Genomic DNA, 15,202 nt, shown 5'->3' on the forward strand with positions numbered 1-15,202 from the left:
GGGATTGTGGCGAACAGTTCCCTGCACAGCCCCCTTTCATGAATCACCAAGGAATTTCTTACATGTCCTGGATGCCACCCAAACATGAACTGTTAACGCCGATTACCGGTGATGACGGATCCGAGATCGAGCAGATCCAACTCAAACCGCTGTACTACGCCGCGCAGAAAGAAGCCCTGACCCGCGCCGGCGATGATGAGGACGATCAGTTTTTCGAACTGGCCAGGCTGGCCACCGGGTTGTCGGTCAAGGAGCTCGACCAGCTCAAACGCCCGGACTACGTGAGCATCGCGCAGTACGTGCATGAGATGTCGACTCGCCCTGCATCGTACTTTCTGGAACAGCAAGCGCAGGGCGAACAATCGGTAGACCCCGATCAGGTGCACCTACTGCAACCGCTCAACGCAGCGGGCCGCAGCATGACTTCGCTGACCCTGGAAATGCCGGTGCTGCGCGCCACCAAAGCGATGAAGAAACTGAAAACCGCCAAGGAACGAGCCGAGTTCATCACCGCCCATTGCACCGGGCTGATGCTTCCCGATCTGGACCTGCTGACCGTGCCCGACTGGACACAGCTTCAGGTACGCATCGACGATTTTTTAAACAAACCGGCGGACTTCTTTCGGAGCGCGACATCGAAGTAATCCTCGATGTGGTACCGCTCATTTACTCGGTAAGTGAAGCGGAAATTCTGGAGTGGGACGCCGGCAAGGCATTGCGCCGTTACGACATCGCGATCACTCGCCTTGGCATGAAACAGGAGTAGAACGGGATGGCAGACAGTAAGTATTCGCTGTCCGGTGCGGCGAGCATCGAATTGCCGCAACTGGGCAGCGCGTCTGAAACGTCGGGGCTGAACCTGGCACTGACCACGGCCAGCCTCGACATTCGTCTGCTGGTGTCGGAGCAGGTAAAGCTCCGTGAAACCTTGGCGTTGCTGAACATTGCCCTGTCGTCGCAGCAATCGCTGCTCAAGGCGAATGCTTCGGTGCCGGCGGCAAGCGGTGAGCCAAAGTCAAAGCTCAAGGCAGAGATTGACCAGCGTGCACCACCGGATTTGCTCAAGTCTGCGATGGCGACTGAGCTGGCAATGGTTGAGCTCAACCAGGTGCTGAAACTGGACAATGTTCAGTTGCAGAAACTGTCGGAGGCCAACCAGAAAATGGCCACGGACAAGCAGGTTGCTCCGAGCGGCGCAACCGCGGTTCAACTGACCCAGGTCGAGTTGGCGGCGGCGAAGGCGGGTATCGGGGATGGGCTCGACCCGGCTAAAAAACAGGACGAACTGCTGAACTTCACCCGCGATAGTGCGGTGACGGCGTCGGCATTCAATCTCGACGTCAAGGCCGCCAGTGAGATGCTGATGGGCTGGCGCACCTCGATGAAGCTGGATCGGGGACAAAGCCTGAGCCTGGCGGATGCGACCAACCATCTCGGCAACAGCGGCCTGAATGTCAAAGCGGCGGATATCGGCTCTGTAGTGCAGCAGAGTGGCGAAGCTGGCATTGCTTCAGGCTTGACGCCTGAACAGGTGGCGGCTCTCGCGGCGGCGTTTTTGAACAGTGGAGTGGACAAGGCCGGTGCCGGCGTGGCTTTGAAAAGTTTCACCACGGGGTTGGCCAAGGGAGACGCGGCTTCACCGGAGCACCGCAGGGCCTGGACAGAGCTGGACGCCAAATTCAATCCCACGATGGTCGCCGATGGCCTGCGCACGGACCCACTCGGAACGATTAGTCAGGTGCTTGAAGCACTGAAGAACAAACCTGCGCAAGAACAGCAGTCGCTGGCCAAGACGCTGTTTGGCGACAACGCGGGGATTCTTGAACTGCTGAAAAAGCCGGAAGATGCCCAGAAGGCTCTTTTGTTGGTATCCGAAAGAACCAAAGATGGCGCGTTGCCGAAGTTCACAGGCTCTGTAGCGCAATCCGCCGAAGCGCTGGGGGAAACCTCGCAAGGGCGCTGGAATGCGCTGGATGCCAGTAAGAACCGGATGTTTGCTGCGGGCGGCAATGCTTTGGCACCGTTGACCGACGGCTTGATGGTGTCCCTCGGCGCATTGGCCGATGGCTTGAGCGGGGTTGCTGAAGCACAACCGAAAGCTACCGCAGGATTGCTCGTACTCGCAGGGGCCATTGCGTTGGCGCGTGGTGCTGAAATCAAGGTCGCGATGGCCTCGGCCATCACCGCTGCCGCGACAAAACTTCTGGCTCTGGCAGGTGCGCGACCGATTCCCGAAGCGGGGGATCTGACAGTCGATGCCGAGGAACTCGGCCGTAAGGGCAAAAAACAATCCCGAGGCGCCAGGGCCAAAAAAGGCACTGCTCCTGGAAAAGCTGCGATCAAGCCCCTCCCCAAAAGCGCTCCCAAGCTGCCACGTATGTCGACCGGGAGTCGCTTGCTGGGTGCTGCCAGCATGGGCTCGGCAGTCACCAAACGGGTCGCGCCGCTGATGCTGCTCAGCGCTGGTTACGATGCCGTCAAAGGTCTGCAGGCGGGAGATACCACAGCGGTCGGCGGGGCGCTGGGCTCCGCCGGTGGTGGGCTCGCCGGCACTTATGCGGGCGCTGCTGCCGGCGCCATGATCGGCAGCGTGGTGCCCATTCTGGGCACCGCAGTCGGTGGCGTGATCGGTGGCTTGTTGGGGGGTATGGCGGGCAGTTGGGGAGGGGAATGGCTGGGTGAAAAACTCGCCAAACCCGCTGACAAGCTCGCTGCTCCAGAGCAGGTCAGCAAAGACCTGACCAACACCCAAACGGCCAGTCAGCAGAACGCGATGACCGCGAACATCTACATCAACGGCCAGGATCAGGCCAGCGCCAGTCAGTTGGCGAACCTGGTGGTGCAACAGATTACTGGCCAATTCGGGCTAATGACTATGCCCAACTCACTCGCCATGCGAAGTGACGCGGCCCTGACCGACGGAGGTACCTGATGCGTCAGCAAATGGCACTCGGCAGTTTCATTTTCGGCCTGTCCAGAAACTTCGCTTACCACAGTTTGGTGCGCACGTCGGACGGCGGCTGGAAGAGCATCGACATCCTCACCAGTAAACCCAAGTCCAGTCAGGTCGGCCAAGGCCTGCAAGGGCTGACGATAACAGGCAAGTCGATGTACGCGACCGCCATGGATCGGCTCGATGAGTTGCGTGCATTGCAGGCGCTGCGCATCCCTGTGCCGTTGGTTGACGGCATCGGCCGCAACTGGGGTCTGTGGCAGATCAACAAGGTGTCGGAAACCCAGAGTAAGGTCATCGATGACGGTACCGCGATGGTAGTCGGCTGGGTAATTGAATTGACGGAGTTCGCTAATGCGTAGGGTTCGAAGTATTGCCGGTGATTCGGTGAATCTGTTGCTGTACCGCGAGCTTGAGCGTTGTGACGATGTCGTCGAGGAAGCGCTTTGGCGTCTTAATCCAGGGCTGGCCGAACGGGGTTCGGTATTGCCAGCGGGGGTGTGGGTTGTCCTGCCGGAACTGGATTCAAAACCCGTTGCACCCACACCGGTTTCGGCCTGGGATTAAGGAGGCAGCATGTCACTGGGTTTCACGCCTGCGGTGGAAATTTACGGCGCGAACGCTGCGCTGCTCAACGAACGATTGCTCAGTTGGACGCACATCGATGCGGCGGGGATCGAGTCCGATCAACTGACGCTCATGATCAGTCTGGAAGGGCTTGAAGGGTTGCCCAGCCTGGGCGGAAAAATCGGTCTGCGAGTCGGTTATCTGGAGACGGGGCTGGTGGATAAAGGCGAGTTCGTCATTACCCGGCGCACACCGACCCTGTTCCCCCTGCGTCTGACGCTGGTGGCCACGGCAGCACCGTTCAGTGCGGCGGATCAGACCGGCTTCAAGCAGCGCCGATCGGTCAGCCATGGCCCGACGACCTTGGGTGCGCTGTTTCGCCAGTTGACGTCCAGGCACGGATTTTCCCCTCGTGTGGCCCCGGACCTGTCGCTGATAAAAATCGAGCACATCGACCAGTCCAACGAAACCGACATGGGTTTTCTGACGCGACTGGCCTACCTTCATGACGCCGTCGCCAAGCCGATCAACGAGCTGTACGTGCTGGCACGGCGCGGTCAGGCGAAATCGTTATCGGGCAAAGTCCTGCCGACCATAAAGCTGTCGGTGACGACGAACAATCGCCCAGGCGATCACGCCTTTATCTCCGCCATCCTGGATGAAACCGCCCGGGCGAAATACCAGGGCTGCAAGACCAGTTGGTGGGACGCGGCGGCGGGCAAAGTGCGCGTGGAGGAGAGCGGCATCGCGCCGTTCAAGACTCTTCGCCAGCGTTTTCAGAGCGCAGACGATGCCCGGGCCGCCGGTGAAGGAGAGGTACGCCGGATGATGCGTGAAGCACTCAAGGTGACGATCGCATGCCCTGGCAATCCGGGATTGTCCGCTGAAGGGATCGTGCTGCTGGACCCCTCCTGGCCGGATTTCATGCGCGGTCGTTGGTCGATCGACAAGGTCACCGCCACCGGCGACCGAGAAAAAAGCTACCGCTGCACAATTGACGCGACCTGCCTGGACGCGAAGGCCTGACACCACTGATTTTTGGGAGGTCATCCATTAACCACAGGAGTGAGTGATGCGCGTCACCGATCAACAGTTGCTCAACATTTTCCCCAACGCCCGCTCCCAAGCGGGCGTTTTCATTTCCGTCCTTAACACCGCAATGGCTCACCGCAACATCAACACCCCCAAACGCATCGCCGCTTTCCTTGCGCAAGTCGGCCATGAATCGGGGCAGTTGCAGTACGTGCGTGAGTTGGGGAGCGCTCAGTACTTGAGCAAGTACGACACTGGCGCACTGGCTGCGCGCTTGGGAAATACACCGGAGCCTGACGGCGACGGTCAGAAGTACCGTGGCCGAGGCCTGATTCAGATCACCGGTCGCGACAATTACCGTCAGTGCAGTCTCGGACTCTTCGGTGATGAACGTCTGTTGGCGCTGCCAGAACTACTGGAACAACCGCAATGGGCCGCCGAATCGGCCGCGTGGTTCTGGGAGCAAAATGGCTTCAATGAACTGGCCGACCGCGGCCAGTTCAACAGCATCACTCGCCGCATCAACGGCGGCCTGAACGGTTTGCAGGATCGCTTGCAACTCTGGGCGCGGGCGAGGGCGGTGTTATGCCAGCCTTCGGTTTGATGCCGATGTCTTACCGCGCCATTGGCGTTGTTGTGTTTCTGGCTGTGTTGGCCGGTGGCTCGGCGGCGCTGGCCTGGCGCTTTCAGGATTGGCGTTATGGCGGGCAACTGGCGGAACAGGCCAAGCTGCACGCCGAGGCACTGAATCAGCTGATCCTGGCAACCGCGACGCAGCATCAGGCCGAGCATCACGAGCGCCTGGCGCTGGAGCAGCGTCTTTCGACCAGTGAACAAACCCATTATCGAGCGCTTAGCGATGCCGAACGTGATCAAGATCGCCTGCGCGATCGTCTTGCCACTGCTGATGTGCGCTTGTCAGTCCTCCTCGATGCCAATGACGCTGCCTCAACCTGTGCAGTGCCAGCCGCCTCCGGCACCGGCGGGGTGGATCATGGCGCCTCGCGAGCCCGACTTGACCCGGCGCATGCTCAACGAATTATCGCCATCACCGACGCAGGCGATAGCGGACTGATTGCCCTGCAGGCGTGTCAGGCTTATGTCAGAGCCCTCGTTCGCTAACATTTTGATCGATCCTGAACCTTGCAAGCGTGATCGGCTCGTGTACGGTAGGCCTCATTCCGCTCCATCAGGAGAGAGCCGTGAAAGACATCACTCAGCTGGCCGCTGAACTTGGCAGACGCTTGCAGGTTCTCAATGCCCACGTCACCACCGCCGAATCCTGTACCGGTGGTGGGATTGCCGAGGCGATCACCCGCATTCCGGGGAGTTCGGTGTGGTTCGAGGCCGGTTATGTCACGTACTCCAACCGCCAGAAAACCCAGCAACTGGATGTCCCGCCCGAATTGTTTCCAACCGTCGGGGCGGTCAGTCGCGAGGTGGTCGAGGCCATGGTCCGCGGCGCGCAGGAAAAAAGCCGGGCGCGTTTTGCCGTGGCCGTTAGCGGTGTAGCCGGGCCGGATGGCGGTTCACCGAGCAAGCCCGTGGGCACGGTGTGGCTGGCCTGGGGCGTCGGTGAGCAGGTGTTCAGCGAGGTACAGTACTTTGCCGGTAACCGTGACGAGGTCCGCCGACAAACGGTGAAGGCCGCGCTAGAGGGGCTGCTGCGGCATGCCGCTGGAGAAATCTCAAATCAGGGGTAGGCGATCCTGAAACGCTGTGGAATAATACTGGCTACTTATACAGGTGTTGGCCGTCAGGCCTTATTGATTACGTGAGGACTTTAATGGACGACAACAAGAAGAAAGCCTTGGCTGCGGCCCTGGGTCAGATCGAACGTCAATTCGGCAAGGGTGCCGTAATGCGTATGGGCGATCAGGACCGTCAGGCGATCCCGGCTATTTCCACTGGCTCTCTGGGTCTGGACATCGCGCTCGGCATTGGCGGTCTGCCAAAAGGCCGTATCGTTGAGATCTACGGTCCTGAATCCTCCGGTAAAACCACCCTGACACTGTCGGTGATCGCCCAGGCTCAAAAAGCCGGCGCGACCTGCGCATTCGTCGACGCCGAACACGCCCTCGACCCTGAGTACGCCGGCAAACTGGGCGTCAACGTCGACGACCTGCTGGTTTCTCAGCCGGACACCGGCGAGCAAGCCCTGGAAATCACCGACATGCTGGTGCGTTCCAACGCGGTAGACGTGATCATCGTCGACTCCGTGGCTGCTCTGGTGCCGAAGGCTGAAATCGAAGGCGAAATGGGTGACATGCACGTGGGCCTGCAAGCCCGTCTGATGTCCCAGGCGCTACGTAAAATCACCGGTAACATCAAGAACGCCAACTGCCTGGTGATCTTCATCAACCAAATCCGTATGAAAATCGGCGTGATGTTCGGCAGCCCGGAAACCACCACCGGTGGTAACGCGCTGAAGTTCTACGCATCGGTTCGTCTGGACATCCGCCGTACTGGCGCGGTGAAAGAAGGTGATGAAGTCGTCGGCAGCGAAACCCGCGTAAAAGTCGTGAAAAACAAGGTGGCTTCGCCGTTCCGTCAGGCCGAGTTCCAGATTCTTTACGGCAAGGGCATCTACCTCAACGGTGAGATGATCGACCTGGGTGTTCTGCACGGTTTCGTCGAGAAATCCGGTGCATGGTATGCCTACGAAGGCACCAAGATCGGTCAGGGCAAGGCCAACTCGGCCAAGTTCCTGGCGGACAACCCAGAGATCGCCGCGAAACTTGAGAAGCAACTGCGCGACAAGCTGTTGACTCCAGCGCCGGACGTCAAAGCATCGCCAGTCAAAGAGACGGCTGATGACCTGGCTGACGCTGATATCTGATTGATCCGATGACCGCCGTACTCGATACACTCGTCGCGGTGCGGCGAACCGCAATGGACCTGCTCGCGCGACGCGAGCACGGTCGAGTCGAGCTGACGCGTAAACTGCGTCAGCGCGGCGCCCTCCCTGAAATGATCGACACAGCACTCGACCGCTTGACGGAAGAGGGCCTGTTGTCCGAGTCCCGTTATCTCGAGAGCTTTGTTTCTTACCGTGCCCGTTCCGGTTATGGCCCTTTGCGAATTCGTGAAGAGTTGGGCCAGCGCGGCCTGCAACGTACCGACATCGAACTCGCTTTGCGCGAGAGCGGTATCAACTGGCAGGAACAACTGGAAGACACCTGGCGGCGCAAATTTGCTGGGCACCTACCGATAGACGCCCGGGAACGTGCCAAACAGGGCAGGTTCCTGAGTTATCGGGGGTATTCCATGGAAATGATCAGCCGCTTGTTCAGCGGCCGAGGGATGGACGATTAAATAAAACGGTCCGCTATTTCGATAGCGGGCCGTTTTTTTTGTTTCACGTCACCTTGAACGGCTCACGCGTGCGTTGTTGCGTCTGGGGTTTGGACTGGGCCCAGTTTTCCGGCAGGTTGATGTAATCCACCAACTCCCGCAGACGACCATGATCACGGGCGTTGAAGGTGAAGGCCAGTCGCGCCAGATGGCTGAACTGCGGTTCGTCATGCTCCTCACCGCTATAGGCGTGCTGATGGAAATGATCGCTCAGGCACAGGTCGGCGAATGCCTCTTGCATGTGTTCGAGTGCCCCGTCGCTGAGTTTGTGGTTCATGCGAATCACGAACTGATGCTTGAGCCAGCGGCTGGAGTGGAAGTTGCTGTAGAACTGATTGATCTGCTCCACTGCCTCTTCGGCACTGTAGACCAGGCTCAACAGCTTCATGTCGGTCGGCAGAATGTAGCGATTTTCCTCCAGTTGATGGTGAATGAAGTCCAGCGCGCCTTGCCAGAACTTGCCGCCCGGCGCATCCAGCAGCACTACGGGCACCAGCGGGCTTTTGCCGGTCTGGATCAGTGTCAGCACTTCCAGCGCTTCATCCAGGGTACCGAAACCGCCTGGGCACAGCACCAGCGCATCGGCTTCCTTGACGAAGAACAGCTTGCGGGTAAAGAAAAAGTGGAAGGGCAGCAGGTTTCCGGTGCCATTGACCGTGGGATTGGCATGTTGCTCGAAGGGCAAGGTGATATTGAATCCCAGGCTGTGTTCCAGGCCGGCACCTTCATGGGCCGCCGCCATGATGCCGCCGCCGGCACCGGTGATGACCATCATGTCCGAGCGAGCCAGGGCGGCGCCAAGCTCTCGGGCCAAACCATACAATGGGTGTTCTATCGGCGTGCGAGCCGAGCCGAAAACGGTGACTTTGCGTCGCCCCTTGAACTGCTCCAGCACACGGAAGGCATGCTCGAGTTCGCGCAGGGCTTGCAGGGTGATCTTGGCATTCCAGCGGTTGTGATCTTCCTGGGCCATGCGCAGCACAGTCAGGATCATGTCGCGGTAAATCGGGATGTTGGGGCTGTTGGGTGAAACCAGGTTGAGTTGTTCTTCGACCTTGCTGGCGAGGTCGTGGCCGCTTTCTTGAAAATGACGGCTCAGGAGGTCATTCGGTTGGTAAGGCATTCAACTTCTCCTTCTGCACAGAACCCTTGGCCCGACAAAACAGTCGTCGGCGCCGCGACACCCCTTGTGTCGCTGTCTGCCCAAGCCCTTGCCTGGGCGCTCCACCTGACTCAATTGCAATCGAGCCATCCATACGGGCTCTGCTTATCCCTTGAATGAAAGAAACGTTCGCACAATAAGACACGCAATGGGCAGCCCCTTTTCTGCCCTTTAAAAAAACAACGTGAACACTATGAATTTAGACCCTCGCAACGATTTGCGCTGCCTGATCATTGCGCCGCAAAGTCTTTCCTGGCAATCGCTTGTTGACCATTTTCAAGGTGCTTTCACCGCTCGTCTGAACGCAAGCCATCTGTCCTGCGCTCTGATTTACTAAGTACAGGTGTAACACGACAACCATTGCGTCAATGGCAGGACGCAACGTTCAAGCAATTCAGGGATTTATCGCGTGATCAACGACGATCAATGCGTGCAGGGAGGCGGTAAACCATGCCCAGAGTCACTCTGGAGATCGATGCACAACTGTATCGATTGCTGAAATTATCAGCCGAGACCAATCATTTGAGTCTCGAAGAGGAGTGCTGCCGGCGTCTGGAGGGCGGGGAGCGACGTTCGCGCTACTTGCAGGCGCTGTTGGCAGAACTGCGCGCCGAAGATGAACAGCGGCGCGCCAATTCCCGTTGATTACTTTTTCTTGGCAGGTGTGGCTTTCGGGCAATCCGATTCCTGGAAGCTTGCGGAGCCGACCGGGCGGTTGGTTTTCACTTCGGTAAAGTCGTAACGCATGATCGCGCCCTTCGCCATCAGCTTGCGGAACCCCTCGTTTCTGCAGACGGAGGCGCCAAGCTGGAAGTACACGGCTTTCGGATCGGCGCGCATCTTGTCGGCGTGGCTGCTCTGAACGCTCAAATGATTGATCAGCTGATTGCCTTCGACGGTGTAACCCTGATCCTGAATGTCTTCGTTGATCGCCCGTGGAGTGCCGACACTGCTTTGTACGGCGACGTTTCGCAGCTCTCTGTTCAGATTCTGCTCACTCAAGGACGCAGCCTGAGCGTTGAAGGACGACGCCAGCAGAATGGCAGCGGTGGGAACGATAAGGCGCAGCATGAAACTCTCCTGGTTCAGTGACTGGTGGTTCGACCCGTCACGTGACTGTGCGTTCAGTGGCGGCGAATTATAGGGGAGCGCGCCTGGACGGTACAGGCTTGCGCCGGCCGCTCTGGTAAACTGCTGGCCTTTATTGCCTTGCCGAGTGCCGTTTGTGTCGAGTTTTCCTGTCTGCCGGTGTTGCCCACGATGAACCACGCCCCCAACGCCGTAGCCCGCTTGCGCGATCAGCGAGAGGAAGAGGGCATCAAGCCGATTCAGGCCCGTGGCTGGCGAGCAACCCGTTGCCGTGCCTGCCGTGTGATCGAAAGCCACTGCTTATGCGCCTGGCGCCCGCAGGTTGACACGCGTAGCGGCGTGTGTCTGATCATGACCAACAAAGAAGTGTTCAAGCCGAGCAATACCGGTTGGCTGATTGCCGATGTGGTGCGCGACAACCATGCATTCATCTGGTCGCGTACCGAAATCGACGAACAACTGCTGGCGCTGTTGGCCGACCCACAATGGCAGCCGTATCTGGTGTTTCCTGGCGAATACGTCGAGCCCGAGCGAGTGACCCACAGCGTCGAGGTCGATAGCGCCAAGCGGCCGCTGTTTATTCTGCTGGACGCCACCTGGACCGAAGCCCGGAAGATTTTCCGTAAAAGCCCCTATTTTGATGGGTTCCCGATTCTGAGCCTGCTTCCTGAGAAGCTTTCACGGTACCGGTTACGCAGGTCCACCCGCAGCGAGCACCTGTGCACGGCCGAAGTGGCGGCGCTGTGCCTCGATCTGGCCGGTGATACAGACGCTGCATCGGCACTGGACGCTTATTTTGATGTGTTCAGCCAGCATTACCTGGACGCTAAACATCAGCTGGATATGAATGTTGCAACACCGGCCCATGCCGAGCTGATGCCCTTCGTACAGCACGCGGCACCCGTCATCTGCTGAGTATCGCCCATACTGCAAAGAACCAGGCTCGCTGGCAGGGCCATGCAACTTGACCACCCCGGTTTCGCTGGGCATGCTTGGCGCCGATTAGGGCGCGGCCAAAGTTTGAAACGCTGCTTTTTTACGTAATTGGCGTTGAACGTGCCCTGTTGGTGCCGCTGCGTGGCTGCACCTCGAGTTGTTTTGGCGAGGCCTGAAATGCATCGGGCGTCCCATAAAAAAACAGGATCATTTTGAAAAATGGCCACATACGAAATCCTGATTGCCGATGACCACCCTCTTTTTCGTAGCGCCCTGCACCAAGCGTTGACCCTGGGCCTGGGCCCGGATGTCCGTCTGGTAGAAGTGGCGAGCATTGCCGAACTGCAAACCCGTCTGGACGAAAAGGCCGACTGGGATCTGGTATTGCTGGATCTGAACATGCCGGGGGCTTACGGTTTTTCCGGGTTGGTGCTGTTACGTGGGCAGTACCCGCAGATTCCGGTGGTGATGGTGTCGGCTCAGGAAGAAGCGGCGATCATGGTGAAATCCCGTGAATTCGGCGCCAGTGGTTTCATTCCCAAGTCCAGTGATTTGAGCGTCATTCAGAAAGCTGTACGCGCGGTGCTGGATGGCGATGTTTTCTGGCCGCCCCAGGCCTTCGAAGCGGTCAGCGTTTGCGCCGAAGCCAAGGCCGCCAGCGAAGGCCTTGCCAGCCTGACACCCCAGCAGTTCCGGGTGTTGACCATGGTCTGTGAAGGTTTGCTGAACAAGCAGATTGCCTACGAGTTGAGCGTTTCCGAAGCGACGATCAAGGCCCACGTCACGGCAATTTTTCGTAAGCTGAATGTGCGGACCCGGACTCAGGCAGCGTTGCTCTTGCAACAACTTGAGTCAATTTCGAGCAACTAAGGAACAACGTGTTCACGCTTTTTTGACTTTGCTTCAACTAGTTTCCCCACTCCTTTTTGGTCAGTTGCCTACTTTATGTCACCTTTCAAAGGCCAGACCGGCCTCAAACGCATCCTCAACGCCTCTGGTTACTCTCTGGACGGCCTGCGCGCGGCCTTCACCGGCGAAGCGGCCTTCCGGCAACTGGTGTTGCTCAACGCCATCCTGATTCCGCTGTCGTTCTTCCTGAACGTCAGCCGCGTCGAGCAGGCGCTGCTGATTGCGGTTTGCCTGTTGGCCTTGATCGTCGAGTTGCTCAATTCGGCGGTGGAAGCGGCCATCGACCGCATCTCCCTTGAGTTGCATCCACTGTCCAAGAACGCCAAGGACATGGGCAGCGCCGCTCAATTCGTGGCGTTGAGCATGATCGCGCTGGTGTGGGCGGTGATTCTGCTTTAAGCGATGGTGGGCAGGACGATCTCGTCGCTGCGCTGAACCCCTGCGGTGAACGCGCGGCACAGTTCGAGGAATTCGCGCATGGCTGACGTCTGATATTTCTGTTTGTGCCAGATGAAATAGAACTGTCGCGCCAGGTCCAGATCCGGTGTTTCCACGGGCACTAGGCTGCCGCGGCGGAACGCATCGCGCAGCGCCAGGCGCGAAATGCAACCAATCCCCAAACCTGATTCCACCGCGCGCTTGATCGCTTCGGTGTGTTCCAGCTCCAGGCGAATGTTCAGCGCGCTGCGATGGTGTCGCATGGCCTGGTCGAACGTCAGCCGTGTGCCCGAGCCTTGCTCGCGGAGAATCCACGCCTCATGACTCAGCTCCTCCATGGTCGCGATGCCACGTTTGGCCAGCGGATGCTGAGGCGCACAGAACACCACCAGCTCATCTTCGACCCAGCTCTGTACTTCGATGTCCGGATGGCTGCAGTCGCCTTCGATTAGACCCAGATCAATTTCATAGTGCGCGACCTGTTGCACGATGTTGGCGGTGTTCTGCACATGCAACTTCACCTGGCTTTCCGGATGGCGCTGCATGAAGCTGCCGATCAGCAGGGTGGCTAGGTAATTGCCGATGGTCAGGGTCGCACCGACCGCCAGGGAGCCGAAACCGGACTTGCCGTTGAGCAAATCTTCGATCTCCTTGGCCTGGTCGAGCAGGGCCACCGCTTGCGGCAACAGCTGTTTGCCGAGGGCGTTGAGGCTCAGCCGTTTGCCGGCGCGATCGAACAGCTGACAGCTGCACTGACGCTCTAGCTCGGTGATTGAGGTGCTCGCCGCCGATTGTGAGAGGTTGAGCGTCAATGCAGCACGGGATACGCTTTCCTGCTGGGCGACGGCGACGAATACTTGAAGTTGACGGAGAGTAAATCGCATATCGATATAACCGATAACCCTTATCTTAATAATCCATTTAACAGATATTGTCGCTGCCATTAGAATGCGATGCAATTGCGCACATCATCGGCGCAGGCAAATCTCCAGGAGTCCCACGTACATGAGCAACATGAACCACGAGCGTGTCCTCAGTGTTCACCACTGGAACGACACTCTGTTCAGCTTCAAGTGCACCCGCGATCCGGGCCTGCGCTTCGAGAACGGTCAGTTCGTGATGATCGGCCTGCAACAGCCCAACGGCCGCCCGCTTATGCGTGCTTACTCGATTGCCAGCCCGAACTGGGAAGAGCATCTCGAGTTCTTCAGCATCAAGGTGCCTGATGGCCCGCTGACTTCCCAGTTGCAGCATCTGAAGGAAGGCGACGAGATCATCATCAGCAAAAAGCCTACCGGCACCCTGGTGCTGGATGACTTGAAGCCTGGAAAACATTTGTACCTGCTCAGCACCGGTACTGGTCTGGCGCCGTTCATGAGCGTCATCCAGGACCCGGAAACCTACGAGCGTTTCGAAAAAGTGATCCTGTGCCACGGTGTGCGTTACGTCAATGAAGTCGCGTACCGCGAGTTCATCACCGAACACTTGCCGCAGAACGAGTTCTTCGGCGAGGCGCTGCGTGACAAGTTGATCTACTACCCGACCGTGACCCGCGAGCCATTCGAGAACGAAGGCCGTCTGACCGACCTGATGCGCAGCGGCAAGCTGTTCAGCGACATCGGTCTGCCACCGATCAACCCGCAGGACGACCGCGCCATGCTGTGCGGCAGCCCGAGCATGCTCGACGAGACCAGCGAAGTGTTGAACAGCTTCGGCCTGAAAGTTTCGCCGCGGATGCGCGAGCCGGGTGATTACCTGATCGAGCGTGCGTTCGTCGAGAAATAACAAACCCGCATCACTGAAAAGCCCCCATTGCCTGTGCAGGCAATGGGGGCTTTTTTGTGCCCGACACAAACCTTGTAGGAGCTGTCGAGTGAAACGAGGCTGCGATCTTTTGATCATGTTTTTTAAAGCAACATCAAAAGATCGCAGCCTCGTTTCACTCGACAGCTCCTACAGGTTGAACACAGAAATGACTTCGAGGACGCGGATTAGGTCAGGTGTGGGGTAATGCCAGCGCACATCCACATCCCAGAACTGCGCGCCGTATTCCCTTTCCGGTGCAGGAATCTGGTACGCCGGGCGTGGGTCTTGTGCCAGGCATTGCTCGATCAGCTCGACCAAAGGCTCATCAAGCCGCTGAGCGTGACCATGAGCCTGTTGCAGCGCTGAGTCTGTCCATTGCACGGGAATCAACTGTGGCGGGGCGCTGGCGATGCTGTTGGACGCCGTGTCGATGATATCGGCGTAGGGCACGTAGGGTTTGATGTCGAGAATCGGCGTACCGTCCAGCAAGTCGATGCCGGAGATCCATAGCCGATTGGCTTCGACTTTGTCCAGTTTGACCACCGATTGACCGATGCCATTGGGCCGGTGCGTCGCCCGAGTGGCGAACACGCCCATGGATTTGTTGCCGCCCAGGCGCGGAGGGCGGACTTTCAGGCGTGGCTTTTCTTCCAGGGCCTGATGGAACAGGAACAACAGCCAGACATGGCTGACCTGCTCGAGTCCCTGCACCGCATCACCCTGATCGAACGGCGCCACCAACTCCAGCACGCCGCGAGCGGCCGGGGCCAGTTGCGGTTGGCGCGGGATGGCGAACTTCTCCTTGAAGCAGGAGCGTACGAAGCCGATGGGGGAAACGCTGTAGGTCATGGTTTGGGGTCGAGGCGGGGTGTGGGCGTGCATGATAACCCGATCGACCGGAAGATCGGTGGCGCCTGTCAGTCCGCCATCGCGAGCAGGCTCGCTCCCACATTATT

Annotated in this window: 19 protein-coding genes; 15 read left to right on the forward strand and 4 right to left on the reverse strand. The window is 58.6% G+C overall.

The window, feature by feature from the left end; translation table 11 throughout:
• Positions 1-62 precede the first annotated feature (62 nt).
• The 10 genes from ACYZT2_RS06980 (at position 63) to recX (ending at position 7,867) form a co-directional block, all read left to right on the forward strand.
• Positions 63-644 (forward strand): phage tail assembly protein, encoded by a 582-nt coding sequence (locus tag ACYZT2_RS06980; RefSeq protein ID WP_461971228.1) that lies wholly within the window; start codon positions 63-65, stop codon positions 642-644.
• Between the two features lie 128 nt (positions 645-772).
• Complete coding sequence (locus ACYZT2_RS06985) at positions 773-2,932, forward strand: phage tail tape measure protein (protein ID WP_461971229.1); 2,160 nt, start codon at positions 773-775, stop codon at positions 2,930-2,932.
• Positions 2,932-3,315, forward strand: coding sequence for a phage tail protein (locus tag ACYZT2_RS06990; RefSeq protein WP_461971230.1), 384 nt, complete (start codon positions 2,932-2,934; stop codon positions 3,313-3,315). The genes ACYZT2_RS06985 and ACYZT2_RS06990 overlap by 1 nt, the downstream gene beginning before the upstream one ends.
• Positions 3,308-3,520, forward strand: coding sequence for a tail protein X (locus ACYZT2_RS06995; RefSeq protein ID WP_461971231.1), 213 nt, complete (start codon positions 3,308-3,310; stop codon positions 3,518-3,520). The genes ACYZT2_RS06990 and ACYZT2_RS06995 overlap by 8 nt, the downstream gene beginning before the upstream one ends.
• Before the next feature lie 9 nt (positions 3,521-3,529).
• The gene (locus ACYZT2_RS07000) at positions 3,530-4,546 is read left to right on the forward strand and encodes a phage late control D family protein (RefSeq protein ID WP_461971232.1); all 1,017 of its coding nucleotides are present in this window, start codon (positions 3,530-3,532) and stop codon (positions 4,544-4,546) included.
• 46 nt (positions 4,547-4,592) lie between these two features.
• Entirely contained in the window at positions 4,593-5,156 is a 564-nt protein-coding gene (locus tag ACYZT2_RS07005) for a glycoside hydrolase family 19 protein (RefSeq protein WP_461971233.1), read from the forward strand.
• A complete protein-coding gene (locus tag ACYZT2_RS07010; protein WP_461971234.1) occupies positions 5,138-5,674 on the forward strand; it encodes a lysis system i-spanin subunit Rz in 537 nt (178 codons plus the stop codon). Before ACYZT2_RS07005 ends, ACYZT2_RS07010 begins: the two co-directional genes overlap by 19 nt.
• 80 nt (positions 5,675-5,754) lie before the next feature.
• Positions 5,755-6,255, forward strand: coding sequence for a CinA family protein (locus tag ACYZT2_RS07015; RefSeq protein ID WP_461971235.1), 501 nt, complete (start codon positions 5,755-5,757; stop codon positions 6,253-6,255).
• A gap of 83 nt (positions 6,256-6,338) precedes the next feature.
• On the forward strand, positions 6,339-7,391 hold the full coding sequence (gene recA, locus ACYZT2_RS07020; protein ID WP_007907270.1) for a recombinase RecA: 1,053 nt from the start codon (positions 6,339-6,341) through the stop codon (positions 7,389-7,391).
• An 8-nt stretch (positions 7,392-7,399) separates the two neighbouring features.
• Positions 7,400-7,867 (forward strand): recombination regulator RecX, encoded by a 468-nt coding sequence (recX, locus tag ACYZT2_RS07025; protein ID WP_461971236.1) that lies wholly within the window; start codon positions 7,400-7,402, stop codon positions 7,865-7,867.
• Between the two features lie 43 nt (positions 7,868-7,910).
• Here the strand turns inward: recX and ACYZT2_RS07030 are convergent, their stop codons facing one another.
• Positions 7,911-9,029 (reverse strand): LOG family protein, encoded by a 1,119-nt coding sequence (locus ACYZT2_RS07030; RefSeq protein ID WP_461971237.1) that lies wholly within the window; start codon positions 9,027-9,029, stop codon positions 7,911-7,913.
• 489 nt (positions 9,030-9,518) lie between these two features.
• Between ACYZT2_RS07030 and ACYZT2_RS07035 the strand changes: the two genes are divergently transcribed.
• The gene (locus ACYZT2_RS07035; protein ID WP_007907277.1) at positions 9,519-9,713 is read left to right on the forward strand and encodes a hypothetical protein; all 195 of its coding nucleotides are present in this window, start codon (positions 9,519-9,521) and stop codon (positions 9,711-9,713) included.
• On the opposite strand, the gene ACYZT2_RS07040 is transcribed toward ACYZT2_RS07035, so the two are convergent.
• A complete protein-coding gene (locus ACYZT2_RS07040; protein WP_253552435.1) occupies positions 9,714-10,139 on the reverse strand; it encodes a PA3611 family quorum-sensing-regulated virulence factor in 426 nt (141 codons plus the stop codon).
• Positions 10,140-10,328: 189 nt separating this feature from the next.
• Between ACYZT2_RS07040 and ACYZT2_RS07045 the strand changes: the two genes are divergently transcribed.
• From ACYZT2_RS07045 to ACYZT2_RS07055, 3 genes are all read left to right on the forward strand, one after another.
• Positions 10,329-11,072 carry a tRNA-uridine aminocarboxypropyltransferase gene (locus tag ACYZT2_RS07045; protein ID WP_461971238.1) on the forward strand — a complete coding sequence of 248 codons (744 nt, stop codon included), beginning with the start codon at positions 10,329-10,331 and terminating at the stop codon, positions 11,070-11,072.
• A gap of 240 nt (positions 11,073-11,312) precedes the next feature.
• The gene (gene erdR / locus ACYZT2_RS07050) at positions 11,313-11,963 is read left to right on the forward strand and encodes a response regulator transcription factor ErdR (protein ID WP_461971239.1); all 651 of its coding nucleotides are present in this window, start codon (positions 11,313-11,315) and stop codon (positions 11,961-11,963) included.
• 75 nt (positions 11,964-12,038) lie between these two features.
• Positions 12,039-12,401: a diacylglycerol kinase gene (locus ACYZT2_RS07055; protein ID WP_007907286.1), complete on the forward strand. Its 363-nt coding sequence runs from the start codon at positions 12,039-12,041 to the stop codon at positions 12,399-12,401.
• On the opposite strand, the gene ACYZT2_RS07060 is transcribed toward ACYZT2_RS07055, so the two are convergent.
• The gene (locus tag ACYZT2_RS07060; RefSeq protein ID WP_007907288.1) at positions 12,398-13,324 is read right to left on the reverse strand and encodes a LysR family transcriptional regulator; all 927 of its coding nucleotides are present in this window, start codon (positions 13,322-13,324) and stop codon (positions 12,398-12,400) included. The genes ACYZT2_RS07055 and ACYZT2_RS07060 overlap by 4 nt on opposite strands.
• Positions 13,325-13,445: 121 nt before the next feature.
• Here ACYZT2_RS07060 and fpr point away from each other — a divergent pair, with 121 nt between their 5' ends.
• Complete coding sequence (gene fpr / locus ACYZT2_RS07065; RefSeq protein WP_003443014.1) at positions 13,446-14,225, forward strand: ferredoxin-NADP reductase; 780 nt, start codon at positions 13,446-13,448, stop codon at positions 14,223-14,225.
• 168 nt (positions 14,226-14,393) lie between these two features.
• On the opposite strand, the gene tsaA is transcribed toward fpr, so the two are convergent.
• A complete protein-coding gene (gene tsaA, locus ACYZT2_RS07070) occupies positions 14,394-15,095 on the reverse strand; it encodes a tRNA (N6-threonylcarbamoyladenosine(37)-N6)-methyltransferase TrmO (protein WP_461971240.1) in 702 nt (233 codons plus the stop codon).
• Positions 15,096-15,202 lie beyond the last annotated feature (107 nt).

The sequence above is a fragment of the Pseudomonas sp. MDT1-85 genome (assembly GCF_054898065.1).

What these genes read in the sequence shown, in the direction of transcription:
- ACYZT2_RS06980 (WP_461971228.1), top strand. Translation starts at nt 63, where the DNA reads ATGTCCTGGATGCCACCCAAACATGAACTGTTAACGCCGATTACCGGT.
- ACYZT2_RS06985 (WP_461971229.1), top strand. Translation starts at nt 773, where the DNA reads ATGGCAGACAGTAAGTATTCGCTGTCCGGTGCGGCGAGCATCGAATTG.
- ACYZT2_RS06990 (WP_461971230.1), top strand. Translation starts at nt 2,932, where the DNA reads ATGCGTCAGCAAATGGCACTCGGCAGTTTCATTTTCGGCCTGTCCAGA.
- ACYZT2_RS06995 (WP_461971231.1), top strand. Translation starts at nt 3,308, where the DNA reads ATGCGTAGGGTTCGAAGTATTGCCGGTGATTCGGTGAATCTGTTGCTG.
- ACYZT2_RS07000 (WP_461971232.1), top strand. Translation starts at nt 3,530, where the DNA reads ATGTCACTGGGTTTCACGCCTGCGGTGGAAATTTACGGCGCGAACGCT.
- ACYZT2_RS07005 (WP_461971233.1), top strand. Translation starts at nt 4,593, where the DNA reads ATGCGCGTCACCGATCAACAGTTGCTCAACATTTTCCCCAACGCCCGC.
- ACYZT2_RS07010 (WP_461971234.1), top strand. Translation starts at nt 5,138, where the DNA reads ATGCCAGCCTTCGGTTTGATGCCGATGTCTTACCGCGCCATTGGCGTT.
- recA (WP_007907270.1), top strand. Translation starts at nt 6,339, where the DNA reads ATGGACGACAACAAGAAGAAAGCCTTGGCTGCGGCCCTGGGTCAGATC.
- recX (WP_461971236.1), top strand. Translation starts at nt 7,400, where the DNA reads ATGACCGCCGTACTCGATACACTCGTCGCGGTGCGGCGAACCGCAATG.
- ACYZT2_RS07030 (WP_461971237.1), bottom strand. Translation starts at nt 9,029, where the DNA reads ATGCCTTACCAACCGAATGACCTCCTGAGCCGTCATTTTCAAGAAAGC.
- ACYZT2_RS07035 (WP_007907277.1), top strand. Translation starts at nt 9,519, where the DNA reads ATGCCCAGAGTCACTCTGGAGATCGATGCACAACTGTATCGATTGCTG.
- ACYZT2_RS07040 (WP_253552435.1), bottom strand. Translation starts at nt 10,139, where the DNA reads ATGCTGCGCCTTATCGTTCCCACCGCTGCCATTCTGCTGGCGTCGTCC.
- ACYZT2_RS07045 (WP_461971238.1), top strand. Translation starts at nt 10,329, where the DNA reads ATGAACCACGCCCCCAACGCCGTAGCCCGCTTGCGCGATCAGCGAGAG.
- erdR (WP_461971239.1), top strand. Translation starts at nt 11,313, where the DNA reads ATGGCCACATACGAAATCCTGATTGCCGATGACCACCCTCTTTTTCGT.
- ACYZT2_RS07055 (WP_007907286.1), top strand. Translation starts at nt 12,039, where the DNA reads ATGTCACCTTTCAAAGGCCAGACCGGCCTCAAACGCATCCTCAACGCC.
- ACYZT2_RS07060 (WP_007907288.1), bottom strand. Translation starts at nt 13,324, where the DNA reads ATGCGATTTACTCTCCGTCAACTTCAAGTATTCGTCGCCGTCGCCCAG.
- fpr (WP_003443014.1), top strand. Translation starts at nt 13,446, where the DNA reads ATGAGCAACATGAACCACGAGCGTGTCCTCAGTGTTCACCACTGGAAC.
- tsaA (WP_461971240.1), bottom strand. Translation starts at nt 15,095, where the DNA reads ATGACCTACAGCGTTTCCCCCATCGGCTTCGTACGCTCCTGCTTCAAG.